The 23,435-nt window shown below is 65.0% G+C and carries 19 protein-coding genes; 17 read left to right on the top strand and 2 right to left on the bottom strand.

Features of this window, described 5'->3' with window-relative positions:
• Nucleotides 1-7 precede the first annotated feature (7 nt).
• The 12 genes from ACLJEU_RS20550 to ACLJEU_RS20495 all read left to right on the top strand — a co-directional run bounded on the left by ACLJEU_RS20550 (nt 8) and on the right by ACLJEU_RS20495 (nt 13,920).
• Nucleotides 8-1,147 (top strand): FtsW/RodA/SpoVE family cell cycle protein, encoded by a 1,140-nt coding sequence (locus tag ACLJEU_RS20550; protein ID WP_414663231.1) that lies wholly within the window; start codon nt 8-10, stop codon nt 1,145-1,147.
• Entirely contained in the window at nt 1,144-2,295 is a 1,152-nt protein-coding gene (locus tag ACLJEU_RS20545; RefSeq protein ID WP_414663230.1) for a UDP-N-acetylglucosamine--N-acetylmuramyl-(pentapeptide) pyrophosphoryl-undecaprenol N-acetylglucosamine transferase, read from the top strand. The genes ACLJEU_RS20550 and ACLJEU_RS20545 overlap by 4 nt, the downstream gene beginning before the upstream one ends.
• A gap of 16 nt (nt 2,296-2,311) precedes the next feature.
• Nucleotides 2,312-4,627: a UDP-N-acetylmuramate dehydrogenase gene (gene murB / locus ACLJEU_RS20540; RefSeq protein WP_414663229.1), complete on the top strand. Its 2,316-nt coding sequence runs from the start codon at nt 2,312-2,314 to the stop codon at nt 4,625-4,627.
• A 124-nt stretch (nt 4,628-4,751) separates the two neighbouring features.
• Complete coding sequence (locus tag ACLJEU_RS20535; RefSeq protein ID WP_414663228.1) at nt 4,752-5,687, top strand: D-alanine--D-alanine ligase family protein; 936 nt, start codon at nt 4,752-4,754, stop codon at nt 5,685-5,687.
• Nucleotides 5,684-6,667 (top strand): cell division protein FtsQ/DivIB, encoded by a 984-nt coding sequence (locus ACLJEU_RS20530; protein WP_414663227.1) that lies wholly within the window; start codon nt 5,684-5,686, stop codon nt 6,665-6,667. Before ACLJEU_RS20535 ends, ACLJEU_RS20530 begins: the two co-directional genes overlap by 4 nt.
• Nucleotides 6,657-7,871: a cell division protein FtsA gene (gene ftsA, locus ACLJEU_RS20525; RefSeq protein WP_414663226.1), complete on the top strand. Its 1,215-nt coding sequence runs from the start codon at nt 6,657-6,659 to the stop codon at nt 7,869-7,871. The genes ACLJEU_RS20530 and ftsA overlap by 11 nt, the downstream gene beginning before the upstream one ends.
• 23 nt (nt 7,872-7,894) lie before the next feature.
• Nucleotides 7,895-9,187: a cell division protein FtsZ gene (gene ftsZ / locus ACLJEU_RS20520; RefSeq protein WP_414663225.1), complete on the top strand. Its 1,293-nt coding sequence runs from the start codon at nt 7,895-7,897 to the stop codon at nt 9,185-9,187.
• 120 nt (nt 9,188-9,307) lie between these two features.
• On the top strand, nt 9,308-10,348 hold the full coding sequence (obgE, locus tag ACLJEU_RS20515) for a GTPase ObgE (RefSeq protein WP_414663348.1): 1,041 nt from the start codon (nt 9,308-9,310) through the stop codon (nt 10,346-10,348).
• 17 nt (nt 10,349-10,365) lie between these two features.
• On the top strand, nt 10,366-10,893 hold the full coding sequence (locus tag ACLJEU_RS20510; RefSeq protein WP_414663224.1) for a GspE/PulE family protein: 528 nt from the start codon (nt 10,366-10,368) through the stop codon (nt 10,891-10,893).
• Between the two features lie 4 nt (nt 10,894-10,897).
• The gene (locus ACLJEU_RS20505; protein ID WP_414663223.1) at nt 10,898-12,601 is read left to right on the top strand and encodes a GspE/PulE family protein; all 1,704 of its coding nucleotides are present in this window, start codon (nt 10,898-10,900) and stop codon (nt 12,599-12,601) included.
• Between the two features lie 178 nt (nt 12,602-12,779).
• Entirely contained in the window at nt 12,780-13,268 is a 489-nt protein-coding gene (locus ACLJEU_RS20500; RefSeq protein ID WP_414663222.1) for a tetratricopeptide repeat protein, read from the top strand.
• Between the two features lie 16 nt (nt 13,269-13,284).
• Entirely contained in the window at nt 13,285-13,920 is a 636-nt protein-coding gene (locus ACLJEU_RS20495) for a LysE family translocator (protein WP_414663221.1), read from the top strand.
• Between the two features lie 301 nt (nt 13,921-14,221).
• Here ACLJEU_RS20495 and ACLJEU_RS20490 read toward each other — a convergent pair whose 3' ends face one another.
• The gene (locus ACLJEU_RS20490) at nt 14,222-15,412 is read right to left on the bottom strand and encodes an MnmA/TRMU family protein (protein WP_414663220.1); all 1,191 of its coding nucleotides are present in this window, start codon (nt 15,410-15,412) and stop codon (nt 14,222-14,224) included.
• A 159-nt stretch (nt 15,413-15,571) separates the two neighbouring features.
• Between ACLJEU_RS20490 and ACLJEU_RS20485 the strand changes: the two genes are divergently transcribed.
• The 5 genes from ACLJEU_RS20485 to ACLJEU_RS20465 all read left to right on the top strand — a co-directional run bounded on the left by ACLJEU_RS20485 (nt 15,572) and on the right by ACLJEU_RS20465 (nt 22,213).
• Nucleotides 15,572-18,049: an alpha-amylase family glycosyl hydrolase gene (locus ACLJEU_RS20485; protein WP_414663219.1), complete on the top strand. Its 2,478-nt coding sequence runs from the start codon at nt 15,572-15,574 to the stop codon at nt 18,047-18,049.
• A 146-nt stretch (nt 18,050-18,195) separates the two neighbouring features.
• A complete protein-coding gene (gene gap / locus ACLJEU_RS20480) occupies nt 18,196-19,242 on the top strand; it encodes a type I glyceraldehyde-3-phosphate dehydrogenase (RefSeq protein WP_414663218.1) in 1,047 nt (348 codons plus the stop codon).
• Between the two features lie 104 nt (nt 19,243-19,346).
• Nucleotides 19,347-20,597 (top strand): phosphoglycerate kinase, encoded by a 1,251-nt coding sequence (gene pgk, locus ACLJEU_RS20475; RefSeq protein WP_414663217.1) that lies wholly within the window; start codon nt 19,347-19,349, stop codon nt 20,595-20,597.
• A gap of 19 nt (nt 20,598-20,616) precedes the next feature.
• Nucleotides 20,617-21,387, top strand: a complete 771-nt coding sequence (gene tpiA, locus ACLJEU_RS20470) for a triose-phosphate isomerase (RefSeq protein ID WP_414663216.1) — start codon at nt 20,617-20,619, stop codon at nt 21,385-21,387.
• Between the two features lie 217 nt (nt 21,388-21,604).
• Entirely contained in the window at nt 21,605-22,213 is a 609-nt protein-coding gene (locus tag ACLJEU_RS20465) for a hypothetical protein (protein WP_414663215.1), read from the top strand.
• Between the two features lie 110 nt (nt 22,214-22,323).
• Here ACLJEU_RS20465 and ACLJEU_RS20460 read toward each other — a convergent pair whose 3' ends face one another.
• Entirely contained in the window at nt 22,324-23,286 is a 963-nt protein-coding gene (locus ACLJEU_RS20460; RefSeq protein WP_414663347.1) for an aldo/keto reductase, read from the bottom strand.
• Between the last annotated feature and the right edge of the window lie 149 nt (nt 23,287-23,435).

Raw genomic sequence — 23,435 nt, 5'->3', positions numbered from 1 at the left:
CAACCCCATGCGTGCCCGCTCCGATGAACCGGCCCACGGCCATTCATTCGTCAATCCCGCGACGATCATCGTCGTGTGCGCGATCGGACTGACGTTTCTCGGGCTGACGATCCTGTTCAGCGCGAGCGCGTGGTTCAAGAAGGGCCCGTATTTCTATCTCAACAAACAGCTGATCGGCGTCGTAGCGGCCGCGGTGCTGTGCTTCGTCACCAGCCGGCTGAACCTCGACTATCTCCGGCGCTACGCGTGGTGGATCGCCGGCGCGTGCGTGGTCGGCCTCGCGCTGGTGCTGGTCGTGGGCATCAACGTGAATGGCAGCCGGCGCTGGCTCGGCTACGGTTCGCTCCGGTTGCAGGTTTCGGAGTTCGCCAAGCTCGGCCTCGTCTTCTGTCTGGCACATTACCTGGCGCTGAACCAGACGCGGATCGGCGAGATTAAACGGGGCTTCCTTTACCCGCTCGGATTGATCGGCGCGTTCGCGGGTCTGACGATTCTGGAGCCGGATTTCGGCGTCGCGGCGTTGATGGTCGCCGTCGGACTTGTGCTGCTCTTTCTCGCCGGGGCGAAGTGGCGTTACATCCTGCCGACGCTCGCGCTCGTGGGCGGCCTTTTCAGCGTCGCGGTCATGAACAACCCCAACCGCCTGCGCCGCATGACGGAGTTCCTGAGCGAGGAGAAATCGTACCAGCTCCGGCAGGGACTCGCGGCGTTCGCCGCCGGTGGCGTCGATGGTGCCGGTCTCGGTCAGGGCCGGCAGCAACTCAGTTACCTGCCCGAGGCGCACACGGACTACATCTTCTCGGTGGTGGGCGAGGAACTCGGGCTCATCTTCACGATGGGCGTCGTGCTGACCTTCACCGTCATGCTGATTGCAGGCCTCGTGCATCTCCGGCGGGCGCCGAATCTGTTCCATTTTCTTCTCGTGCTCGGCTGCGTGCTCCTGGTGTGCCTGCAGGCGATCATCAATCTCGGCGTGGTCACGGCGGTGCTGCCGACGAAGGGCATGTCGCTGCCGTTCATCAGTGCCGGACTTTCGAATCTGCTGCTGATGGGCATTCTCCTCGGCATCATTCTGAACACGCAACGCACCTGGGGCCGGGCATCGCTGCCGGAGCGGGTGCGGACCCTGCGGGAGGTGATGGCGTGAGTCGTTTCCTGATCTCCTGCGGGGGCACGGGCGGCCACCTTTCGCCGGGCATTGCGCTCGCGGAGGGGTTGCGCGCGCGTGGTCACTCGACGCAGCTGCTGATCAGCCAGAAGAAGGTCGATGCACGGCTCAGTGAGAAGTATCCGGACCTTGAATTCGCGCGCATGCCTGGCACCGGATTCGCCTGGCATCCGGTGCAACTCCTCCGGTGCGTGGCGTCGCAGGCGAAGGCATTTCGGTTTTGCCGGCGGTTGATTCGGCAAACGCAGGCGAGTGTCGTGGTCGGCTTCGGCGGCTTTACGTCGGCCCCGCTCGTGCTCGCGGCGCGGGCGGCGGGCGTGCCATCGGCACTGCACGAGTCGAATCGCGTCCCCGGCCGGGCGATCCGGACCCTCGGCCGTTTCGCGCGGCGCGTCTATCTGCCGCCGGGCATCACGATCCCGGGTATCCGGAACGAGGTGACACGTCCGCTCGGCCTGCCCGTGCGGCGCGAGATCGTGCGCCACGCGCCCGCGGCGGCGCGGGCTGCGCTCGGGCTCGATCCGCAGCAGCGGCTGCTGGTGGTATTGGGCGGCAGCCAGGGCGCCTCGGCGCTCAACGACTGGGCGCGTGCGCACCAGCAGGCGCTCGCGGCGGAGGGCATCCAACTTTATGTCGTCACCGGGCTGGGCAAGGATCGGGAAGGCGTCGTCGAGTTGAAGTCCCGTGCGGGCGAAACCGTGCGCAGTGTCTTCACGCCGTTCAGCGATCGCATGGCGGAAGTGATGTCGGCCGCGGACCTCGTGCTGTCGCGGGCGGGCGCGGGCACGCTGGCGGAATTGATCCGCTGCGAGACGCCCGCGGTGCTGGTGCCGTATCCGCAGGCGGCGGACGATCACCAGCGCGCGAACGCGGCTTATTTCCAGGAGCAGGGTGGGGGCGTGGTCGTCGATCAGTCGCGGCTCGATCAACTCCACGCGGCGGTGATGGCGGCGATCCTCGACGACGCGCGGCTGCGGGAATTCCGGGTGAATCTGCAGCGGCTCGATCAGGCCGACGCCCTCGCGACGATGATCGCTGATCTCGAAGCGATGGCGGCTCAAATCTCGGGTGCGCGGGCCTCCGGTCCGCATGTCCCGAAGCCGGGCGGGAGGCCCGTGCTGTTGTAAGCCGCCCATGAGAGCCATGGAACGCCCGCTTCTGTTTGGCCGCGACGTGCGACATATCCACTGTGTCGGCGTGGGCGGCATGGGCCTGGGCCCGCTGGCCGTCTATCTGGTGCAGCGCGGGTTTGTGGTCACCGGCGAGGACGACGCGTTGACCGCGGACATGGAAACCGTGCTGCGGCGGGAAAAGGTGGAGATCGGCCCCGTTGGTGCCGACTGCGATTTGGTCGTGGGCTCGAGCGCGATTGCGCGGGGTCATCCGGCGTGTCGCGCGGCCGTCGCCCGCGGGCTACCGGTGGTCCGGCGCGGGGAGTTGCTGGCCGAGATTCTTCAGGATCGAAAACTGGTCGCCGTGTGCGGATCGCACGGCAAGACGACCACGACGGCGATGCTGGTGTCGGCGCTGCGCCACGCGCACTTCCCGGCTGGATACGTGCTCGGCGGGCTGTTCGCCGACGACACGCCGCCCGCGCGCGCGGGCTCCAACGACTGGGTCGTGGCGGAGATCGACGAGAGTGATGGCACGATCGACGGATTCAAACCGGAGATCACCGTGGCGGTGAATCTCGACTGGGATCATCCTGATTTCTACCGGCAGGCCGCGGATCTCGAGGCGGCATTCGGTGCGTTGTTTGCGCGGACGCGTGGTGCGGTGCTCGTCAGCGATGCCTGCGCGATGTCCGCGCGCGTCGCGGCGGCGCGAGCCGCGGGCGTGATCACCTTCGGGCGATCGGGTGAGTTTCGCGCCGAGGTGACGGCCGAGACCGGTGAACGGATGACGCTGCGGCTGGGTGGACGTTTTCCCAGCGGTGACGCCATTGTGCGCGCGCGAGGTGACTTCAACGCCGCGAATGCCACGGCAGCTTTGGCGGCGGCGCGCTTGATGTGCGCAGACATTGCAGCGAATGCCTTGACGGCGTTTCCCGGCGTGCGACGCCGGCAGACGGTGCTCGACGATGCGGGCGGCATCACGGTGCTGGAGGATTACGCGCATCATCCGGCGGAAATTCGAGCGTTGCTCGCGAGCCTGCGGCGTCGATTGGGTGCCGGCGGCCAGTTGCGCGTGGTGTTTCAGCCGCATCGCTACAGTCGGACTGCGCAGTTCAAGGCGGAGTTTGCCGCGGCGCTGGCGGCGGCCGACGACGTGCACCTGCTCGATGTCTACGCGGCGGGGGAGAGTCCGAAGGCGGGCGGGACGTCGGCTGACATCTACGCCGAGCTGAAGAAGAACGCGCCCGCGCTGTCGGTTGGTTACTTTCCTGCGGAGGACACGGGTTTTTTCCGCGCGCTGTCCCGTGCGGTGCAGTCCGGCGATGTGGTGGCGTTTGTGGGCGCGGGCGATGTCGATCGACGCGCCCGCGAGTGGCTGGCGGCGCGGCGAGCGGAGCGCGCGGCGGCTGGGCGGTGGGACGAGTTGCGTGCCGCGCTGCAGGGCCGGTTGAGCGCAGCGACGCGGCTCAAGCGGGAGGAGCCGCTGGCGGGCAAGACCACGATTCGGGTCGGGGGCGCGGCGAGGCTGTATGCGGAGCCGGCCTCAGTCGCGGATCTGCAGGCGCTGTTGCGTGAAGCGAAGGCGCGGGGCGTCGAGGTGTTTGTGCTCGGGCGCGGATCGAATCTCATCGTGCCCGACGAAGGCGTCGACGGTCTCGTCGTTTCCCTGGCGCACGAAGCGTGGGCGACGTTTGAGCCGGGCAGTGACGGTCGCGTTCGCGTCGGCGCGGGACTGCGCCTGAAGAATCTGTGCGGCCTCGCGACCAAGGCGGGGCTGGTGGGCTTCGAGTTTCTTGAAGGCATTCCGGGCAGCGTGGGTGGCGCGCTGCGGATGAATGCGGGTGCGATGGGCGGCTGGATGTTCGATGTCGTCGACGAGGTGCAGGTGATGTCGCTGGAGGGCAAGGTGAGCACGCTGGCGAAGGCGGCGATGCACATCGACTACCGGCACTGCGCCGAACTGCACCACGCGATTGCGCTGGGTGCGTTGCTGCGGCCGGCGTCGCAGGCCGATGCGGAAGCGATCGGGCGGCAGATCGATGTTTACCGGAAGAAGCGGCAGGAGAGCCAGCCGCGCGAGCCGAGCGCCGGTTGTGTGTTCAAGAACCCGCCGGGGAATTCGGCGGGCCGGCTGATCGACGAGTGCGGCCTGAAGGGCGAGCGCGTGGGCGACGCCGAAGTCTCGCCGGTGCATGCCAATTTCATCGTCAATCGCGGCCGCGCTTCGGGTGCCGACGTACTTGAACTCGTGCGTCGCGTGCGCGCCCGCGTGCGCCTGGTGAAGGGCGTCGACCTGCAACCCGAGGTGTTGCTGTACGGCAAAGCGTGGGAGGACGTGCTGTGAATCGCGGATTGCGGACGGCGGATTTCGGATTGAGGGCGAACGGTGCGACTCCGGTTTACCGCATTATTCCGTTTTCGTCCGGGTTCCCGATTCGCAGTCCGCATTCCGCAATCCGCAATTCTCCATGAGCACTCCCATCATTGCCGTTCTTGCCGGCGGCACCTCTGCCGAGCGCGAAGTGTCGCTCGGTTCAGGCCGGGCCAGCGCGCTCGCGCTGGCGCGTTCGTTTCCGACCCGGCTGTTTGAAGTCGACGCCGCGGCGATTCCCGCGGGCCTGGACCGGACGCGGCATGTCGTGTTCTCGACGTTGCACGGGACGTTTGGCGAGGACGGCGGGATGCAGCGGTTGCTCGATGCCGCCGGGATCCAGTATGCGGGCTGCGATGCGGCCAGCAGTTTGCTGACGATGGACAAGTCGCGCACGAAGCAGGCGGTGGCCGCGCGGGGCGTCGGAGTGGTGCCGGGGATCACGTTTACCGCAGCGGCGCGACCGACGGCGGACGACGTCATCGCGAAGCTCGGTGAGAATCTGGTGGTCAAGCCGAACAACGAAGGCAGCAGTGTGGGACTGGCGCTCACCGCCACGCGCGCCGAACTCGTTGCCAAGCTGGCGGCGATCACGGAGGGAAGCTGGCTGATCGAAAAACGGATCGTCGGTCGCGAATTCTCGATCGGCATCCTGCGCGGCAAGGCCATGGGCGTGGTCGAGATTCGGCCGAAGTCCGGCGTGTACGACTACACGAGCAAGTACACGAAGGGGATGACGGAGTATTTTGCACCGGCGCCGTTGAGCGCGGACATGACCGCGACGGCGCAGCGTGCGGCGGAGACGGCGTTCGCGGCGTGCGGCTGCCGCGACTACGCGCGCGTCGACTTCATGCTCTCGGGGCAGAACGAGCTTTATTTGCTGGAAATAAACACGCTCCCGGGCATGAAGGAAACGAGCTTGCTGCCGATGAGCGCGCGCTGCGCCGGGCTGGATTTTTCGGGACTGGTGCGCGAGCTGGTATCGCCCGCGTTGGAGCGCTTTCAGGCGGCTTCGCCCGCTCGTCGATCGTGAACCACGCCCTCATCAACGCCCCTGCCGCCCGCAGCTGGAGAGAGATTCCCCAGCCGGTGAAAGCGCGCGCCATGTCGAACGGCGGGCGCTGGCGCCTCGTGATGGCCGGCGTGCGGACGGCCGCGCTCACGCTGCTGCTCGGCTCGTTCCTCTGGGGCGCGTGGCTCGTCCTCTCGGCATTGCGCGACGATGCGAAGCACGTGCCGGCGTCGGCCAAAACGGTGCCGATGAAGGCGCCCGAGCTGCAGACGATGCGTGACGGCGTCCTCGATGGCACCTGGCTCGCCCGCACGCTGGAGCTGGCGCCGGGCGTGTCGCTGCTGGAACTCGATTTGCAGAAACTGCGCGAGCGCGTGCTGTCCGATCGGCAGGTGATGACCGCCACGCTGACCCGACGCTTTCCCGATCGCCTGATCGTGCAGGTCACGGAGCGGATGCCGATCGCCCGGGTGCGGGTGGTGGTGGGCGTCGTGCAGCAGGATTTGCTGGTGGCGCGCGACGGCGTGCTGTTTCCAGGTTATGGATACGACGTCGCGATGCTCCGGACGCTGCCCTGGCTCGACGGCGTGGTGGTGGCCCGCGATGGCGCGGCGTTCCAGTCCATTCCGCACATGGAGGTCGTGGCCCGGCTGCTGGCGGACGCGCAGTTCTCGGCGCCGCATCTCTACCACCAGTGGCAGAGCGTCTCGCTGGCCCGCCTCGAAGCCGACCGTGAAATTGAGATCACGACGAAGGACGGCACGAAGGGGCTCTTCACCGCGAAGGGCAGTTTCTTCATGCAGCTCGCGCGTTTCGACAACATCGTCGACCGGCTGGCGCGGCAGCCCGACATCCGGGCGAGCATCGATCTCACGCTTGGGCGCGAAGTGCCCGTGACCATCGAGCGGCCCGACCCTTTGGATCCGCGCGCGCCCGCAGCGGCCGCCGCCCTCAAGCCCCTGTTTCCCAGTTCGCAGTCTAAAAACAAACGTGAGCTCTAGAACCACCTTCATCGGCGCCGTCGAAATCGGCACCTCGAAAATTTCCGTTCTCGTCGGCGAATACACCGGACGCGAGCTGGCCATCATCGGCCGTGGCGAATGTTCATCGCGCGGCGTCATCAAGGGCATGGTCGTCGACTACAAGGCGGCGAGCGACTCGACGCACAGCGCGCTCGAGCAGGCGGAACGTGAAGCCGGCGAGCGGATCGACGCCGTCTTTCTCGCGCAAACCGGCGGGCATCTCGAGGGGTTCTACAACGAGGCGTCGGTGAATGTGAAGTCCTCGGACAACATGATCGATCCGGGCGACGTGCGCACGGTATGCGATCTCGCCAAATCGAAGGAACTGCCTGCGGGCCGCATGGTGGTGCACAACATCCGCCGCCCGTATCGCGTCGACGGCCGGCTCGTTCCGGGCAGCCCCGAGAATCTCGTCGGACAGCGGCTCGAGGTCGGCTACTGGAACGTCCACGGCCAGGAGCAGCGGCTGGCGGACAACATTCACGTGATTCGCGGCTTCAATCTCGAGGTGCGCGAGCTGGTGCTCTCCAGCCTGGCGTCGGGTCACATGGTCACGACGCCCGAGGAGCGCCAGCATGGCGTCCTGGCGATCGATCTCGGCGCGGGCACGACGGACTTTGTGCTCTATCGCGACGGCGCGCCGCACACGACCGGCGTGGTGCCCGTCGGTGGCGCGCATCTCACGAACGATCTCAGCATCGGCCTGCGGCTCACCGAGGGTCAGGCGGAGAAGCTCAAGCTGCGTTTCGGCCGCGCCAACGTGCAAACGAAGGACAAGGCGCAGAAGGTCTGGCTCGATGGCAATTTCGCGATCGGTGACCGGCAGTTTCCGCAGCAGGCGATCGAGCAGATCACCTCGGCGCGCGTGTGGGAGATCCTCGAGGTGGTGAAACGAAAGCTCGGCAGCTCGTTTTCACCCGAAACCTGCGCCGCGGGCGTCGTCCTCACGGGCGGCACGGCCAAGCTCACGGGCATCGCAGACGCGGCCGCCAAGGTGTTTGGCGTGCCGGCGCATCTCGGTGAGGCCCCGACGTGGGTGAACGAGAACACGCGCGATCCCGGTTATCACACCGCGCTCGGTCTGCTGTATTACGGCGTCAGCTCGCACGCCGAACGCGCCGCGCCGGCCCGGCGCGGCGGCGGTTTCCTCAAGGGTGTGAAACGCCTCTTCGCCAACGCCTGAGCCCATCTCGCGCGCCTCACCACATGAATCTCAACGAACTTCCCCTGGAGCACGGGCTGCTGACGGACCGCAACATCGCGATCAAACTCGTGGGTGTCGGCGGCGCCGGCTCGAATGCGGTCGATCGGCTCAAGATGGAGAACCTCGAGCGTCTGCAGCTCGCGGTGATCAATACGGACTATCAGGCCCTCGCGAGCTCGCCGGTGCAGGACAAGGTCCTGATCGGGATGGGTGTGACGCGCGGGCTCGGAGCCGGCGGCGATCCGGATCTCGGGCGCGAGGCGGCCGAGGCCGACCGCGAGAAAATTGCGGCCGTCGTAAAAGACTGCGATCTGGTGTTTCTAGTGACCGGCATGGGTGGCGGCACCGGCAGCGGCGCGTCGCCCGTCGTGGCGGAGATTGCCGCGGAAACCGGCGCGCTCGTGATCGCGTTTGTGACGATGCCGTTCAGCTTTGAAGGCGGACGCCGTCTCAAGCAGGCCGAGGAAGGCCTGCGGGCGTTGCGCGGCGTGTGCGACGCGGTGATCCCGCTGCCCAACGACGTGCTGCTGCAGGAAGCGGCGGAGAACGAGACCGTGCTCGATTCGTTCGCGCGGGCGGACGAGTGGATCGGCCGCGGCGTGAAATCGCTCTGGTCGATGCTCTTCAAGACCGGGTTGATCAATCTCGACTTCGCCACGCTCCGTCAGGCGTTTCAGCTGCGCGGCGGCAAGACCCTGTTCGGGTTGGGCGAGGGCACCGGTGAAAACGGCGTCGCGGACGCCATCGCGAGCCTGAAGATGTGTCCGCTGCTGCACACGCCGGAGTTCTCGCGCAAGGCGGACCGGCTGCTCGTGAACATCATCGGCGGCGCGGATCTCACGCTGCCGAAAGTGAACGAGCTGATGACGGCGATCACCGAACAGTTCGGTCGCGATTCGCACATCATCATGGGCGCGGTGATCGACGAGGACATGCCGGGCCGGGTCGAGGTGTGCGTGATCGGCACCAGCGACATGAGCGGTCGCGGCGTGCCGTCCCGGCGGCCCATGCCGGCGTCACGGGCCAAGCCGGTGATCGCTCCCGCGGGCGGGCGCGCGGATGGAATTGACGTCACGGCGACGTCGACGCCGGCGCATCCGGTCGCGCCGGAGGCCGTTTCCTCCCGCCCGGGCGAGGCGAAGATCGTGACCGTGGCCAAACCGGCGCAGGACGAGTTTGGTTTCGGCGAGGTGGAGAGTCGCGGGCATTTCGAGAAGACTGACCGCAATCTGTTCGACGGTCAGGATCTCGACGTGCCGACGTACCTGCGCCGCGGCATCAAGATTGCGTTGTAGGCCCAGCGGACGGGGCGGGTCGCAGACACCGGCGGCGCGCCCGCGCTGCGCGCCGGCGTTTCGCGCGGGGGCAAAATCGGGCTCCTTGGCAAACGCCATGCCTTCTGCATGGTTGAGGGGATGTTCGTCGACGAATGCACAGTTAAGCTCGCTGCCGGTGACGGTGGGAGAGGTTGTACCAGTTTCCGCCGGGAAAAATACGAGCCGTGGGGCGGGCCCAATGGCGGCGATGGAGGCCGCGGTGGCGACGTCATCCTCATGGGTGATGTGAACACCAACAACCTCGTCGACTACAAGTACCAGCCGCACTGGAAGGGCGAACGCGGCGAGCACGGCCAGGGCGCGGACTGTCACGGCAAGGACGGCCAGCCGTGCATCATGAAGATGCCGCTTGGCACGATCGTGATTGATCTCGCGACCAACAAGCCGGTGGCCGAGGTCATCGCGGACGGACAGCAGATCGTGCTCTGCAAGGGCGGCAACGGCGGCTGGGGCAACACGCATTTCAAGACGTCGACCAACCGCGCCCCGAAGCGCGCCAACCCCGGGCACCCGGGCGAGGTGGGCAACTACCGGCTGATTCTGAAGAGTATCGCAGACGTGGGGCTCGTCGGTTTCCCCAACGCGGGCAAATCATCGCTCACGGGCCGCATCACCAAGGCACGCCCGAAGACCGCGGCGTATCCGTTCACCACGCTGCATCCGCAGATCGGCGTGATTGAATATCTCGACGAGAAGAAGGGGCACAAACGCCTGCTGCTCGCCGACGTGCCCGGGCTGATCGAGGGCGCGCATGAGAACCGCGGGCTCGGCCATCGTTTCCTGCGGCACATCGAGCGCTGCGCCCTCTTGCTCTTCATGGTCGACATGGCGGCGACCGACGCCCGCGATCCGCGCGAGGACTACAAGCACCTGCTGCACGAGCTCGAACTCTACGACCCCAAGCTGTTGAAAAAGCCGCGACTTGTGGTGGCCAACAAGATGGACATTCCGGAGGCGGCGGCGCACCTCGCGAAGTTCAAGCGACGCTACAAATCGGTCGATGTGTTGGAGATATCCTGCCTCTCCGGCGAGGGCCTGGATAAATTGAAAAAAGAACTGTTAAAACGCGTGGTACGATTCCGTTCCGCGGAAAAAGCGTCGCTTGCTGATGGTACGTGACCAAACGTTTTCTCGCGATGTCGAAAGAAATCCGCCCTCTCATCATGCGCGCCAACCGGCTGCTCGGAGCCCAATTGGTGGAGCATAATCTGGTGCGGATTGAGGACCTCGAGACGGCGAACGAAAAGTTCATCGAGCTGGTGTCCGGCGATCAGCCGCGGCTCTGCACGATCCTCGGTATCCTCGCCTTCGATATGAAGGTGTTGAAGGAAGACGACGTGCTGCATCATCTCGTCGAGACGGAAGGCCTCGGGCTCGTGGACCTGCGCGAATACGATGTGCCGGAGGAAGTGAAGAAGCACTTCGATCTCGGCGCGTGCTGGGCGACGTGGTCGGTGCCGTTCGATCGCGAGGAGGAGTTCACCTATGTGGCCACCGCGTATTCGATGAGTCCGGCGGTGCGCGCCTATTGGGAGAAGGAACTCGGCGGGCCGATTCTCTGGTTTGGCACCACGCTGGAGGGAATCGCGGATTTCCTCGAGAAACACGCGGCCACCACTGCTCCGGCGCAGGCGCCGAAGGAACTGACGGTCGCGGCCGCCTGACGCCATGCCGCTGGGCAAGATACAGCTCCAGATTGTCTCCAAGCTCGTGGAGATGGGGCGACTCGACCACGAGCAGCGCACGGCGCTCGCCGCGCGATCCGATGATCTCAGCGGCAACGCCCTGGACAAGCTGTTGCAGGAGGAGTTCAAGATCAGCGCGTTTCAGTGTCTCGTCGCCAAGGCGCGGGCGCTGAACCTCGCGCCGTTCAACGTCGCGCACTATCGCGTGACCCCGAAGACGTTCGAGCGCATCCCGCAGGAATTCTGCCAGGAGAATCTCGTGCTGCCGGTCGGCCAGGTCGGCGACATGCTGCTGGTCGCGTTCGCGAATCCTTTCGAGGTCACGCTGCCGACGAAGATTCAGGAAATGACGGGCAAGCCCGTGGTCCGGCTGCTCGCGCGCGAAAAGGACATCAAGGAGAAGTTCGCCAAGGGGCAGAACGCGGCCGGCTTCGAGGACGTCGTCATGCAGATCGGCGCCGAGTACGGCGAGGCCGAGACGGAGATCAAGGACGACGAGGTCAGCGAGGAATCGGGTCCGATCATCCAGCTGGCGAACCGCCTGATCGAGGACGCGTTTTATTCGGGCACGAGCGACATTCACATCGAGCCGCAGGAAAAGGAGATCATTGTCCGCAATCGCGTGGACGGCATCTGCGAGGAAAAATTGCGGTTGCCGAAGAAGGTCGGTCCGGCGCTCGTCGCGCGTCTGAAGATCATGTGCAACCTGGACATCTCGGAGCGCCGGTTGCCGCAGGACGGACGCATCGTGTTCAAGCAGTACACGAAGAAGAGTCTCGATATCGATTTGCGCGTCTCGACCGCGCCGCTCAATCACGGTGAAGGCGTCGTTATGCGTATTCTCGACAAGCAGAAGACGACGCTGCCGCTGCCCGCGCTGGGTTTCTCGGAGGAGAATCTCGCCAAGTATCGCGAGTGCATCCGCCAGCCTTACGGGATGATTCTGCATTGCGGACCGACGGGTTCGGGCAAGTCGATGACGCTCTACTCGGCGTTGAATGAAATCAACACGCCGGACATTGTCATCCGCACGGCTGAGGACCCGATCGAGTACACGCTGCCCGGGCTGAACCAGATGCAGATGCACCGGCAGATCGGGCTCACGTTTGCCTCCGCGTTGCGTGCCTTCCTGCGTCAGGACCCCGACGTGATTCTCGTCGGCGAAATCCGCGACAAGGAAACCGCGGGCATCGCGGTCGAGGCCGCGCTGACCGGTCACTTGCTGCTGTCGACGCTGCACACCAACGACGCGCCGACCACCATCTCGCGGCTCACCGAGATGGGCATCGAGACGTTCATGATCTCGTCGTCGCTGCTGTGCGTGTGTGCGCAGCGACTGATGCGCCGCGTGTGCAAGCAGTGCCGTGTGGCCCATACGCCGGAGGGTCGCGAGAAGGAGATTTTGGAGAAGGCGCTCGGCTGGAGCGGCCCGATTTTCCGGGCGAAGCCCAAGGGCTGTCCGCGTTGTGGCGGCAACGGGTACAAGGGCCGGGTGGGCATTCACGAGCTGATGCTGACCAACGAGGAGCTGGTTGACGCGATCAACAAGGGGGCGGAATCCGCGGAATTGAAGCGCATCGCGATGCGCGGTGGCATGAAGACCCTGCACCAGGACAGCATGCTGAAGGTGAAGGAAGGGCTCACGACGATGGAGGAAGCCATCGCCAATGTGCCGCCTGACATGTAAACGGGGGGACCTCGGGCGGGGTGACACGTGGGCGCGGGCCGTGCTTTTCCCGCTCGAAACCGGGCGCCGCGGCCCTAGAGATGGGGCGCGGAAATGAACCATCCGCAGCTGATTCAAACCTGAGCACTCCCGAGCATCGGACTTGAAGCGTGATATGACGACGAAGCGAACCTGGGTCATGGCAATGATCGTAGTGATGCTGGCCGCAGCCACGGGCTGCGGGCCGCGACGGAAACCCGTGACCGAGCGGGATCGCAAGGAGGCGGTGGTGCTGGTGAGCGAGGCACAGTTCGCGATGAACCTGCGGGACTGGGCCCGGGCAGAGGGCTTGTTTGCCAAGGCGGTCGACCTCGCGCCAGAGGCGGATTTCTGGATCGGGCTCGCCTCGAACCGGGTGCGGCTGGGCAACCGCTCGGGCGCGAAGGATGCGTATCAGTCGGCGTTCAAGGCGCTCGAGGACGACATCGCGCGCGAGGGTGCCGGCGCCGACCTGTGGCTCCGGCAGGCCAACGTATTGGCTTTGATGGGACGTCACGACGAGAGCCGCGCGCTGCTGGCAAAGGCGGCGAAGCGCTTTCCGAATGAGAAGCGGATCCAAACGCTCCTCGATCCGGCCCAGTTCCAAAAGATGATCTCGGCTCCCGGCTTCAAGGAAATCGCCCTGTGAGCCCGGCGGCGGCTTGATGCACGACCTCTGGCTGGAGTTCTCGAAGGTCGCCGTCGCCCATGCGCTCGCCGTGGCCAGTCCCGGCCCGGACTTCGCGATCGTCCTCAAGCAGAGCCTGACGCGCGGACGCCGCGCCGCCTTGTGGACCGCCGCCGGCGTGGGCAGCGCGATTCTCCTTCACGTTGGCTACTCACTCCTTGGCCTCGGCCTTTTGATTCGCGGGTCGGAGCTCTGGTTCAACGTCCTCAAGTACGCGGGAGCTGGATACATCGCGTGGCTGGGCGTGCAGTCGTTGCGCGCGAAGCCGCGAACCGGGACCGCGGCCGGGGCCGACCTGGCTCCCGCACCAGCAACGGGGCGCGGGGCGTTCGTGACGGGCTTCATGACCAACGCGCTGAATCCGAAGGCGACGCTCTTCTTTATCTCGCTCTTCATCCTGGTCGTGAGCCCGCAGACGCCGAAGCTGATTCAGGCCGGTTACGGCGCGTGGATGGCGCTCGCGACGACGGCGTGGTTCAGCGTGGTCGCGATCGTTTTCACCCGTGCGGAGGTGCGAGGTTTGTTCTGGCGTCACGGCCACTGGATCGATCGCGCGCTCGGCGTGGTCTTTCTCGCGTTTGCGGCGAGCCTGGCGTTGTCGACGTTCGCATGACGGGAGCAACGGTCTCCCGCGAATGGCGCGAATGGGCGCGAATGTCATACCAATCGCTCCTTGCTTTTGGACTTCTGGATCGATCGTGGCTACGAGCGCCAGCGAATGGCCGTTCGGCCACTCGCTGGCGCTCGTAGCCACGGCTAAAGTCCAAAGGCAAAGAGCGATTGGTATCAGAGGTGAAATGAGTGCCGTCGACTGCCATGACCCACTTGTGGGCAGAGGTGTGATCGTTCCTCCGCCTCATTCGCGTCGATTGGCGTGATTCGCGGGCCAAAGGAATGATCGCGAACCGGCGGCGTCAGGCGTACACGCCGCCGCCGAGGAGCCGCTCGCCGTCGTAGAGCGCGAGAATTTGTCCGCTGGCGAGTCCGCGCTGCGGGGTTGCGAACTCGATTTCAGCGCAGCCGTTCAGCGTCGGGTCGGGGATGAAGCGAAGTGGGACGCGCGGGTCGCGGTAACGCACGCGGCCCTCGAGCGAGCGGGCTTCGCGCACGGGCTCGTTGATCCAGCTCAGGGAGTGCACGCGCACGGCAGTTTGGAAAAGTCCCGGCGCGTCCGGGCGATCAAACGCGACGAGCAGCGCGCGATCCTCGGCGCGTTTTCCGACGACGACGTAGGCCTCGTGATCGGTGTTGGACGGAACGCCGATGCCGCGGCGCTGGCCCAGCGTGTAGAAATGCAGGCCGCGATGAGTGCCGAGCCGGCGGCCGTCGCTGGCACCAACGATTGGTCCCGGAGCATCCGGCACGTAGGTGCGCAGGAAATCCGCCATCTTCACTTCGCCGATGAAGCAGATCCCCTGGCTGTCCTTCTTGTCGGCGGTGGGAAGTCCGGCGTCGCGCGCGATCGCCCGGAGTTCGGGTTTTGGCAGATGGCCGATGGGAAACCGGGCGTCGCGCAGTTGCTCCTGGGAGAGCAGCGCGAGGAAATAGGACTGGTCCTTGTTTTTGTCCGCGCCTTCCAGCAATTGCGGATTGGGGACTGCGGAGTGCGGATCGGATTTTACGTCCATGGCGCCGTGAACGGGCAGCGATGTACGTTCCGAATTTCGCAATCCGCACTCCGCAGTCCGCGATCCGCAATCTTCCGGCGGCAGCCGCCGCGCATAGTGTCCCGTGGCCACGGCATCGAATCCCTGCTCCTTCGCCCAGGCGCGAAACACCCCGAACTTGATCTCGCGATTGCACATGATGTCGGGGTTCGGGGTCAGGCCCCGGGCGTAACCGTCGAGCAGGTAGTCGACGACGCGGGCGCGATAGTCGCGCATCAGATTGACGACGCGAAACTCGATCCCGAGATGATCGGCGACGGCGCGGGCGTCCACGATGTCCTGCTGCCACGGACATTCGCCGATGACGTTGTCTTCGTTGATCCAGTTTTTCATGTACGCGCCGACGAGGTCGCAGCCCTGTTGCTTGAGCAGCAGCGCGGCGACGGAGCTGTCGACTCCGCCGGACATGGCGACGAGGATTTTCTCCCGGGCAGGCATGACGTTGGGCGCAAACCCACGCGGGTGCGCGTCGACTTGTCAAACTGGAGCGCACGGGCCGGACCCATGCCTGCGGCGGACTTTAGGATGGGCGCGCAGATTTATCCACGTTTCCCGCTTGTCGCTGGTTCGGTCCGGCAAATGCTTGCAGGTTCAAACATGTCCGCACCGCATCGCATCGTCCGCGCATGGCTCGAATCGCCGTCGTCGGGCCTCATTGAACTCGATCGCGATTGGGCGGGCCGGACGAATCCGTTGTTCAACCTGGGCAAGCCGGGGCCGAAACTGCTGGGCCTGACGCCCGCGGCGGGCCTGGCCACCGGGCGTTCCACGGGGTACTTCGTCGATGCCGCGAGTGGCGAAATCGCGTTCGTGCTGCCGTTGGACCATGGCAGCCAGGTCGACCCGGAGCGGGACACCGTTTTCATCGCGGGCGACTTCAACGGCTGGCAGGCGGCGGTGGGCAAGCCGGAGTGGCGGCTGGCCGCGGCTGAACTTGATGGCGGCCGCTGCTTGATCTGGCGCGGCCCGGTGGCCGACTTCACGGGGTGGGGGCAGCGCTTCAAGTTTGTGACGGGGGAGCACCAGTGGCTCCTGCCGCCGCTGGACGCGCCGAACCTCGTGCGGGACGAGCACGGCAATCTCAACCGCGTGGTCGACGCGGCGCGCACGGGGCGGCATTTGTGGGCGTTCGCGCTGAAGGAGCCGTTGAGTCTGGCAGAGCCTTGGACGCTCGGGTGGGGCTACGGTGCCGGCGAGCGGGTGCCGATGGTGCCGGGGCCGTTTTTCTATGAGCTGAAGACCGACCTGCCGATGGGCGCGCGGGTGCGTGGCCGCGAGACGACGTTCCGAATTTTTTCTCCGCGCGCCCGGGCCGTGACGCTGCTCGTCTCGCGCGAGGCCGGCTTCACCCCGGAGGCGCTCGAGCAGGCCCAGTCGTTTCCGCTTCTGCGGCGCGGCGATGCGACGGGTGACGTGGGAGTCTGGGAGGTCACGCTCGATCAGAATCTGCACGGCTGGTATTACTGGTACTCGATCGACGGCGTGCGCGAAGGACCGGGGCCGGATGGTTTCGATCCCACGATGCGCATTCTCGATCCGTATGCGCTGGCCACGGTGGGGCGGGACGGTCCGGGCATTGTGCTCGATCACGGCTGGATCGGCCGGGGCCATCGTGAGTTCAAGACTCCGGCCTGGCACGACCTCGTGATGATGGAGGTGCATGTGCGCGATCTCGCGACCAATGCGCCGGTAAAGGCCGGGGCGGCCGAGCGTCGCGGTTTCACCGGGCTGAGAAAGTGGGTCGAGAGCGCCGATTTCTACCTGCACCACCTCGGCGTGAACTGCGTCGAGCTGCAGCCGGTGCACGAGTTCGATAACGTCACCGACGACGAGTATCACTGGGGTTACATGACCAACAACTTCTTCGCGCCCGAGAGCAGCTATGCCCTCGAGCCGCAGAAGGCCTCGGGCGTGCACGAACTGCAGGCGCTGGTGGCGGCGTTTCACCGGCGCGGCATGGCGGTCGTCGTTGATGTGGTCTTCAACCATGTCGGCGTGCCGGCGCACCTGATGTTTGTCGACAAGCTCTACTATTTCGAACTCGACGGCGCCGGGGCGCTCGCGAACTGGAGCGGTTGCGGCAATGATCTCCGCGCGCGGTCCGCGATGACGCGCCGGCTGATCATCGACAGCTGTCTCCATTATTTGAATGCGTTCGGCGTCGACGGTTTCCGGTTCGACCTCGCCGAGCTGCTCGGCGTGGAGGTGCTGCGGGACATCGAGGCGGCGTTGAAGCAGGCGAAGCCCAACGTGATTCTGATCGCCGAGCCGTGGAGTTTCCGCGGGCACATCGCCGGGGCGTTGCGCGACACGGGCTGGGCCTCGTGGAACGACGGCTACCGTGATTTCGTGCGCGAGTACGTTCGGGGCAACGGCGAGCCCGCGCGGATGGAATACTTCCTGCGTGGATCGCCGTGGTACTTTGCCAAATGGCCTGCGCAGACGGTCAACTACACGGAGTCGCACGACGATCGCTCGTGGATCGATGTCATCACGGAGAATCCGGATCACAACGGATCGCATCCGACGGCCAACGATCGCCGGCGCACGCACCTGATGGCGGCGATCCTGTTCATGTCGCTGGGCATTCCGATGATCGCGGAAGGGCAGGATTTCCTGCGCTCGAAGCACGGCGTGAACAACACCTACCAGCGCGGCGACCTCAACGCGCTCGATTACCGGCGGCTTTATCGTTTCCAAGGCACGCACGCGTACTTCGCCGACTGGATTGCGTTTCGGCGCGGCGAATACGGGCGGTTGCTGCGGCACTTCACGCGGCCGTCGGAGGGTTTCTTTGCGTTCATCCACGCGAAGGGTTCGCCGGCGCTGGCCGTGGTGTACAATGCCGACTTATCCCAGGGAGCAGCGCGCCTGCTTTTCGCCATCAACCCCACGCAGGCCGATCTCACCATCCCCATTGGCGACGCGGTCGCGGGAACGGAACCCGGCGCGTGGGACCTGCTGGCCGACCACGATCGCTTCTACCTTTCAAATGCGCATGGCGCGAAAAAACCGGTCGAGTCGCAGCTCTGGGTGCCGTCGCTGAGTTGCGGACTTTGGGTGCACGAAGGGTGATCGATTCTGTATGCCGCATTCTCCTGCACCGGTGTGCCGCCAAAACCCTTGCATCCGTCCTCGGGCCCCGCTTGCTTGAACAGTCCGCGTTTACGCGGGTACATCTCTAATCAGCACTACAACACTGAACCTACCGGAGTTCCACCATGGCAGTTAAAGTCGCAATCAATGGTTTTGGCCGTATCGGGCGCCTCGTATTTCGCGCGCTAGTTGAGCAGGGTCTGCTCGGCGAGACGCTCGATGTTGTTGCCGTGGGCGATATCGTCCCTGCCGACAACCTGGCTTACCTGCTGAAGTATGACTCCACCCAGGGCCGTTTCAACGGCACGGTGGGCTCCAAGAAGTCGACGCCCGACAAGCTCGAGGACGACGTTTTGATCGTGAACGGGAAGGAAATTCTCGTGGTGAGCGCCAAGACGCCCGCGGAACTCCCGTGGGGCAAGCTTGGTGTCCAGCTCGTGATCGAGTCCACCGGCCTCTTCACCGACGCGGAAAAGGCCAAGGGCCATCTCGCCGCCGGCGCGAAGAAGGTGATTATCTCGGCTCCGGCCAAGGGTGAGGACATCACCGTCGTGATGGGCGTGAATGACGACAAGCTGAACGTCGCCCAGCACAGCATCATCTCCAACGCCTCCTGCACCACGAACTGTCTCGCTCCGGTCGTGCACGTTCTCCTCAAGGAAGGCTTCGGCATCGAAGAGGGCCTGATGACCACCGTGCACGCCTACACGGCGACGCAGAAGACGGTCGATGGTCCGTCGAAGAAGGACTGGAAGGGTGGTCGTACCGCCGCCCAGAACATCATTCCGTCGACGACCGGCGCGGCCAAGGCCACCGCGCTCGTGATTCCGGAAGTGAAGGGCAAGCTCACCGGCATGGCGTTCCGCGTTCCGGTTCCGACCGTCTCGGTCGTCGATCTCACGGTCCGCACCGTCAAGGAAACGTCCTACAAGGAAATCTGCGCCGCCATGAAGAAGGCGAGCGAGACCTACCTGAAGGGCATCCTTGCCTACACGAGCGACGAAGTGGTTTCGAGCGACTTCATTCACGACAAGCACTCCTCGATCTTCGATGCCGGTTCCGGCGTCGAGCTGAACTCGAAGTTCTTCAAGCTCGTGTCGTGGTACGACAACGAGTGGGGTTATTCCAATCGCGTGGTCGACCTCACCAAGAAGATCGCCGCGCAGATCTAACGCCTCGTTTTTTCGCCCACGGCACACACGGACCACACGGAAAAGAAAACCTTCCGTGTAATCCGCGTGTGCCGTGGGCAATTTTATTTTTGGAGATTTGACCCATGCCTAAGTTCAAAACCATTCGTGACCTGTCGCTGAGCGGAAAACGCGTGTTGATGCGCGTCGATTTCAACGTCCCGCAGGACAAGGCCACCGGTGCCATCACGAACAACCAGCGCATCGCCGCCGCACTGCCGACGATCAAGTACGCCCTCGAGCAGGGTGCTGCGGTCGTCCTCATGTCGCATCTCGGCCGCCCCGACGGGCAGAAGATCGCGAAATTCTCGCTCAAGCCGATCGCGGCGGAGCTGGAAAAACTCCTGGGCCGGAAGGTCACGTTCCTCGACGACTGCGTCGGTCCTGCCATCGAGGCCGCCTGCGCTCCGGGCAAACTCAAGGCGGGCGAGGTGGTGCTCCTCGAAAACCTGCGCTACCACATCGAGGAGGAGGGCAAGGTGAAGCTCGAGGACGGCACCTCGAAGAAGGCGGATCCGAAGGCCGTCGAGGCCTTCCGCGCCTCGCTCACGAAACTCGGCGATGTCTACGTCAACGACGCCTTCGGCACCGCGCATCGCGGCCACTCGTCGATTGTCGGCGTGGCGTTGAAGGACAAGGCGGCCGGTTTCCTGATGGAAGCGGAGCTCAATGCCTTCACCAAGGTGCTCGAGACGCCGCAGCGTCCGCTCCTCGCCATCCTCGGCGGCGCGAAAATCGCGGACAAGATTCCGCTCATCAACAATCTCCTCGAGAAGGCGAACGAGATTATCATCGGCGGCGGCATGGCCTTTACCTTCAAGAAGGAACTCGAGGGCATGACGATTGGCGACAGTCTCTTCGATGCTGAGGGGGCCAAGATCGCCAAGGAACTCTTCGCCAAAGCCGCGGCCAAGGGCGTGAAGATCACGCTCCCGGTTGATTTCGTCATCGCCGACAAATTCGACCCCAATGCGAACACGAAGGTCGTGTCCGACAAGGAGGGGATCCCGGCCGGCTGGATGGGACTCGATGGCGGACCCAAGTCGATCGAACTCTACCAGCAGGCCATCGGCCGCGCGAAGACCGTGGTCTGGAACGGACCGTCCGGCGTATTCGAGTTCGAAAAGTTCGCCGGTTCCACCAAGGCGATGGCGGACGCGATCGCGAAGGCGACGGCCTCCGGCGCCACCACGGTGGTGGGCGGCGGCGACACGGCCACGGCGGCGAAGAAGTTCAAGGTCGCCGACAAGGTCACGCACTGCTCGACCGGCGGCGGCGCGAGCCTCGAGTTCCTCGAAGGCAAGGCGCTCCCGGGCGTCGTGTTCCTCGAATCCTGATCCTCAGTCCTTCATCAACATGTCCTCCCGCAAAAAACTCATCGCTGGCAATTGGAAGATGAACAAGACGTCGGCTGACGGCGTCGCGTTGGCGCGCGACCTCGTCGTCGCCATCGGCAAACAAGCGGAGGTCGACGTCGTCGTGTGTCCTCCGTTCACCGCCATTGAATCCGTGGGCAAGGCGCTCGAGGGCTCCAACGTTCGTCTCGGTGCGCAGAACATGCACCACGAGGCGAGCGGCGCCTTCACCGGCGAGGTTTCGGCACCGATGCTGCGCGCGATCTTCGCGACGCACGTCATCCTTGGGCACAGCGAGCGCCGTACCTTCTTTGGGGATACGGACGAGTTCGTGAACAAGAAGGTGCTCGCGGCGCTGAAGAACCAGCTGCGCCCAATCTTCTGCGTGGGCGAGACGCTCGCGGAGCGCGAATCCGGCGCGACGCTCAAGGTCGTGCAGACGCAGGTCGAGCGCGGTCTCGAAGGCGTGAATCGCGATCAGGCGGCCTCGGTCATCGTGGCCTACGAGCCGGTCTGGGCGATTGGCACCGGCAAGGTGGCCACGACCGAGCAGGCGCAGGAAGTCCACGCGTTCATCCGCGGTTTGCTGACGAAGCTGTTCTCCGAGCCGGTGGCGCAGAAGGTGCGAATCCTCTACGGCGGCTCGATGAAGCCGGCCAACGCCCCCGAACTGCTCGCGCAGAAGGATATCGACGGCGGCCTGATTGGCGGCGCCGCGCTCGAGGCCCGCAGCTTCGTGGAACTCGTCACGGCCGCCGCCGCGGTCAAGTAGTCCGGGTTTCCGCTCTTTTCGAAACGCCTGCACCGGTTCGCCGGCGCAGGCGTTTTTTTTGGGGGGCGCGAAAGGATCGTCTCCGCCTCGGACTCGAGTGGCGGTGAGCGAAGTAGGTCTTGGCCCCATACTGGTCGTGATGTGGATCCTCTATGGTGGCGGAGACGCCCCACGCTTTGTGGGGCCTTTCATCCTCCACCACAGATCCAGGACATCCATGTACCCTTCGCTCACCAAACTCGTGCCGATCCTTCTCGGCAGTCTCGCGCTCGCGGCGCAGGCCGTTCCCATCACCGGTCAGATCAACATCCAAACCGGCTCCGTGGTCCTGACCCCGAACATGCTCGGCGCAGTCTCGAGCGTCGGTGGTTCCTCGAACGGACTCGTCACCGCGATCGAGGGCGCGTACCCCGCTGCGCTGGTCGGTGACTTCGTCACCTACAAGCCGTTCATCGTGGCCGTCGGTGCACAGTCCATCGCCACGTTTTGGTCCGTGACCGACACACTCGCTCCCATCGGTACGGGCTTCAATTACTCGTTCGATCTCGGCGCGATCACGTCGGTCATCCAGACACCCACGAACCTGTTTGTGAATGGAGCCGGGACCCTGCGTTCGAACAATCCGGCTCTCGATGCAACGCCGGGGCTGTGGTCGTATGGCATCAACTCGGCCGATGGTTCGCCGACCAGCGGGGCGTTTTCGTTTCAATCGAACAACGTCGCGCAGAACGTAGCCGTGCCGGACGGCGGAAACTCGCTGATTCTGTTTGGTGCGGGCCTCATCGGTTTGGGCGGCCTCGCCCGCTCGTTCAAGTTCCTCGCCTGAGCGTGATCCGGATCTGACCTCATGCGCCCGATCCGGCGCGATCATCGCCGGCGATTTTCGCCGGCGATTTTTTTTGCGCGCCTCGGGCCGGGAACGGCCGGGCGCCTTGCTCAGTCGAAAATAGGAAAGAAGGTGTTGAATGCCTTCTCGCAGAAGTGACCGGGATCGTTGAAGCGCCGGTGACGATCCAGTCCGTCGATGGCGGCCATCTCACCCGCGCTCAGCGCGAAATCGAAGAGCGCCAGATTCTCGGCGAGGCGGGCGGGCGACTGGGTCTTGGGCAGCACGGTGCACCCGCGTTGCACGCCCCAACGCAGCACAATCTGCCCGGGCGTTCTGCCGTGCGCGGCGGCCATGGAGGTCACGACCGGATCCGTGAGCACCGATTCGGCGGCCTGCGCCATGCCGAGCGGAAGATAGGAGGGCGCGCCCAGCGGGGAAAACGCCGAGACGGCGATCTGCTCCTGCTGGCAGTAGCGAAGCTGACGGACCTGGGTCAGGTACGGGTGCAATTCGAGCTGGTGGACCGCGGGACGAATCGAGCAGCCTGCGAGCAGATCGCGCAGCATCGAAATGTTGAGATTGCAGACGCCGATCCGCTTCACGAGCCCGGCGCGCTGAAGCTCTTCCATTGCGCCCCAGGTGTCGGCGTACGGTACGTTGATCGGCTTCATGGCCGGCTTGGCCGCGTTCGGATCGAAAAACCACTCCGGCGGGTAACGTACGTCGAAGGGCACGTACGCCAGCGCAATGGGAAAGTGGACGAGGTAGAGATCGAGAACGTCGAGCTTGAGGTCGCGCAATGAGCGTTCGCAGGCCGCGCGCACGTGCTTGGGTTCGTGATACGTATTCCAGAGTTTCGAGGTGACCCAAAGCTCGTCGCGCCGGCAGGCGCCATCGCGAAGGGCGGCAGCGATGCCGGCTCCCACCTCGGGCTCGTTGCCATAGTCGCACGCGCAGTCGAGGTGGCGATACCCGGCGCGGATGGCCGCCTGCACCAGTGCCGGTGCCTGCGGTTTCGGCAGTTTCCAGGTGCCGAGGCCCACAAGGGGAAACCGGCCGCCGTCGGGCAGTGAAAGGGATTGGGCGTGCGTCAGGGGCGAGGTGGACACGGTGGCAACAGTGGTGCGGGCATCGTCGGTGGAAAGAAAAACCGGTGGCACTGCACTTCTGCTGCGCTCGACGGCCGTCGCTGGGCGTGAAGACGAAGTTCGACGGTGGC

It is taken from the genome of Terrisphaera buseokensis, from assembly GCF_047521145.2.
In the GTDB taxonomy this organism is placed as follows: Bacteria; Verrucomicrobiota; Verrucomicrobiia; order Opitutales; family Opitutaceae; genus ER46.
The sequence above is the reverse complement of the archived record's forward strand: the minus strand, read 5'-3'. Positions and strand labels throughout refer to the sequence as shown.

Coding starts and splice junctions, on each gene's coding strand:
- ACLJEU_RS20490 (WP_414663220.1), bottom strand. CDS start 15,412: ATGCCTGCCCGGGAGAAAATCCTCGTCGCCATGTCCGGCGGAGTCGAC.
- ACLJEU_RS20550 (WP_414663231.1), top strand. CDS start 8: ATGCGTGCCCGCTCCGATGAACCGGCCCACGGCCATTCATTCGTCAAT.
- gap (WP_414663218.1), top strand. CDS start 18,196: ATGGCAGTTAAAGTCGCAATCAATGGTTTTGGCCGTATCGGGCGCCTC.
- pgk (WP_414663217.1), top strand. CDS start 19,347: ATGCCTAAGTTCAAAACCATTCGTGACCTGTCGCTGAGCGGAAAACGC.
- ACLJEU_RS20510 (WP_414663224.1), top strand. CDS start 10,366: ATGTCGAAAGAAATCCGCCCTCTCATCATGCGCGCCAACCGGCTGCTC.
- ftsZ (WP_414663225.1), top strand. CDS start 7,895: ATGAATCTCAACGAACTTCCCCTGGAGCACGGGCTGCTGACGGACCGC.
- ACLJEU_RS20485 (WP_414663219.1), top strand. CDS start 15,572: ATGTCCGCACCGCATCGCATCGTCCGCGCATGGCTCGAATCGCCGTCG.
- ACLJEU_RS20500 (WP_414663222.1), top strand. CDS start 12,780: ATGGCAATGATCGTAGTGATGCTGGCCGCAGCCACGGGCTGCGGGCCG.
- tpiA (WP_414663216.1), top strand. CDS start 20,617: ATGTCCTCCCGCAAAAAACTCATCGCTGGCAATTGGAAGATGAACAAG.
- ACLJEU_RS20495 (WP_414663221.1), top strand. CDS start 13,285: ATGCACGACCTCTGGCTGGAGTTCTCGAAGGTCGCCGTCGCCCATGCG.
- ACLJEU_RS20465 (WP_414663215.1), top strand. CDS start 21,605: ATGTACCCTTCGCTCACCAAACTCGTGCCGATCCTTCTCGGCAGTCTC.
- ACLJEU_RS20535 (WP_414663228.1), top strand. CDS start 4,752: ATGAGCACTCCCATCATTGCCGTTCTTGCCGGCGGCACCTCTGCCGAG.
- murB (WP_414663229.1), top strand. CDS start 2,312: ATGGAACGCCCGCTTCTGTTTGGCCGCGACGTGCGACATATCCACTGT.
- ACLJEU_RS20505 (WP_414663223.1), top strand. CDS start 10,898: ATGCCGCTGGGCAAGATACAGCTCCAGATTGTCTCCAAGCTCGTGGAG.
- obgE (WP_414663348.1), top strand. CDS start 9,308: ATGTTCGTCGACGAATGCACAGTTAAGCTCGCTGCCGGTGACGGTGGG.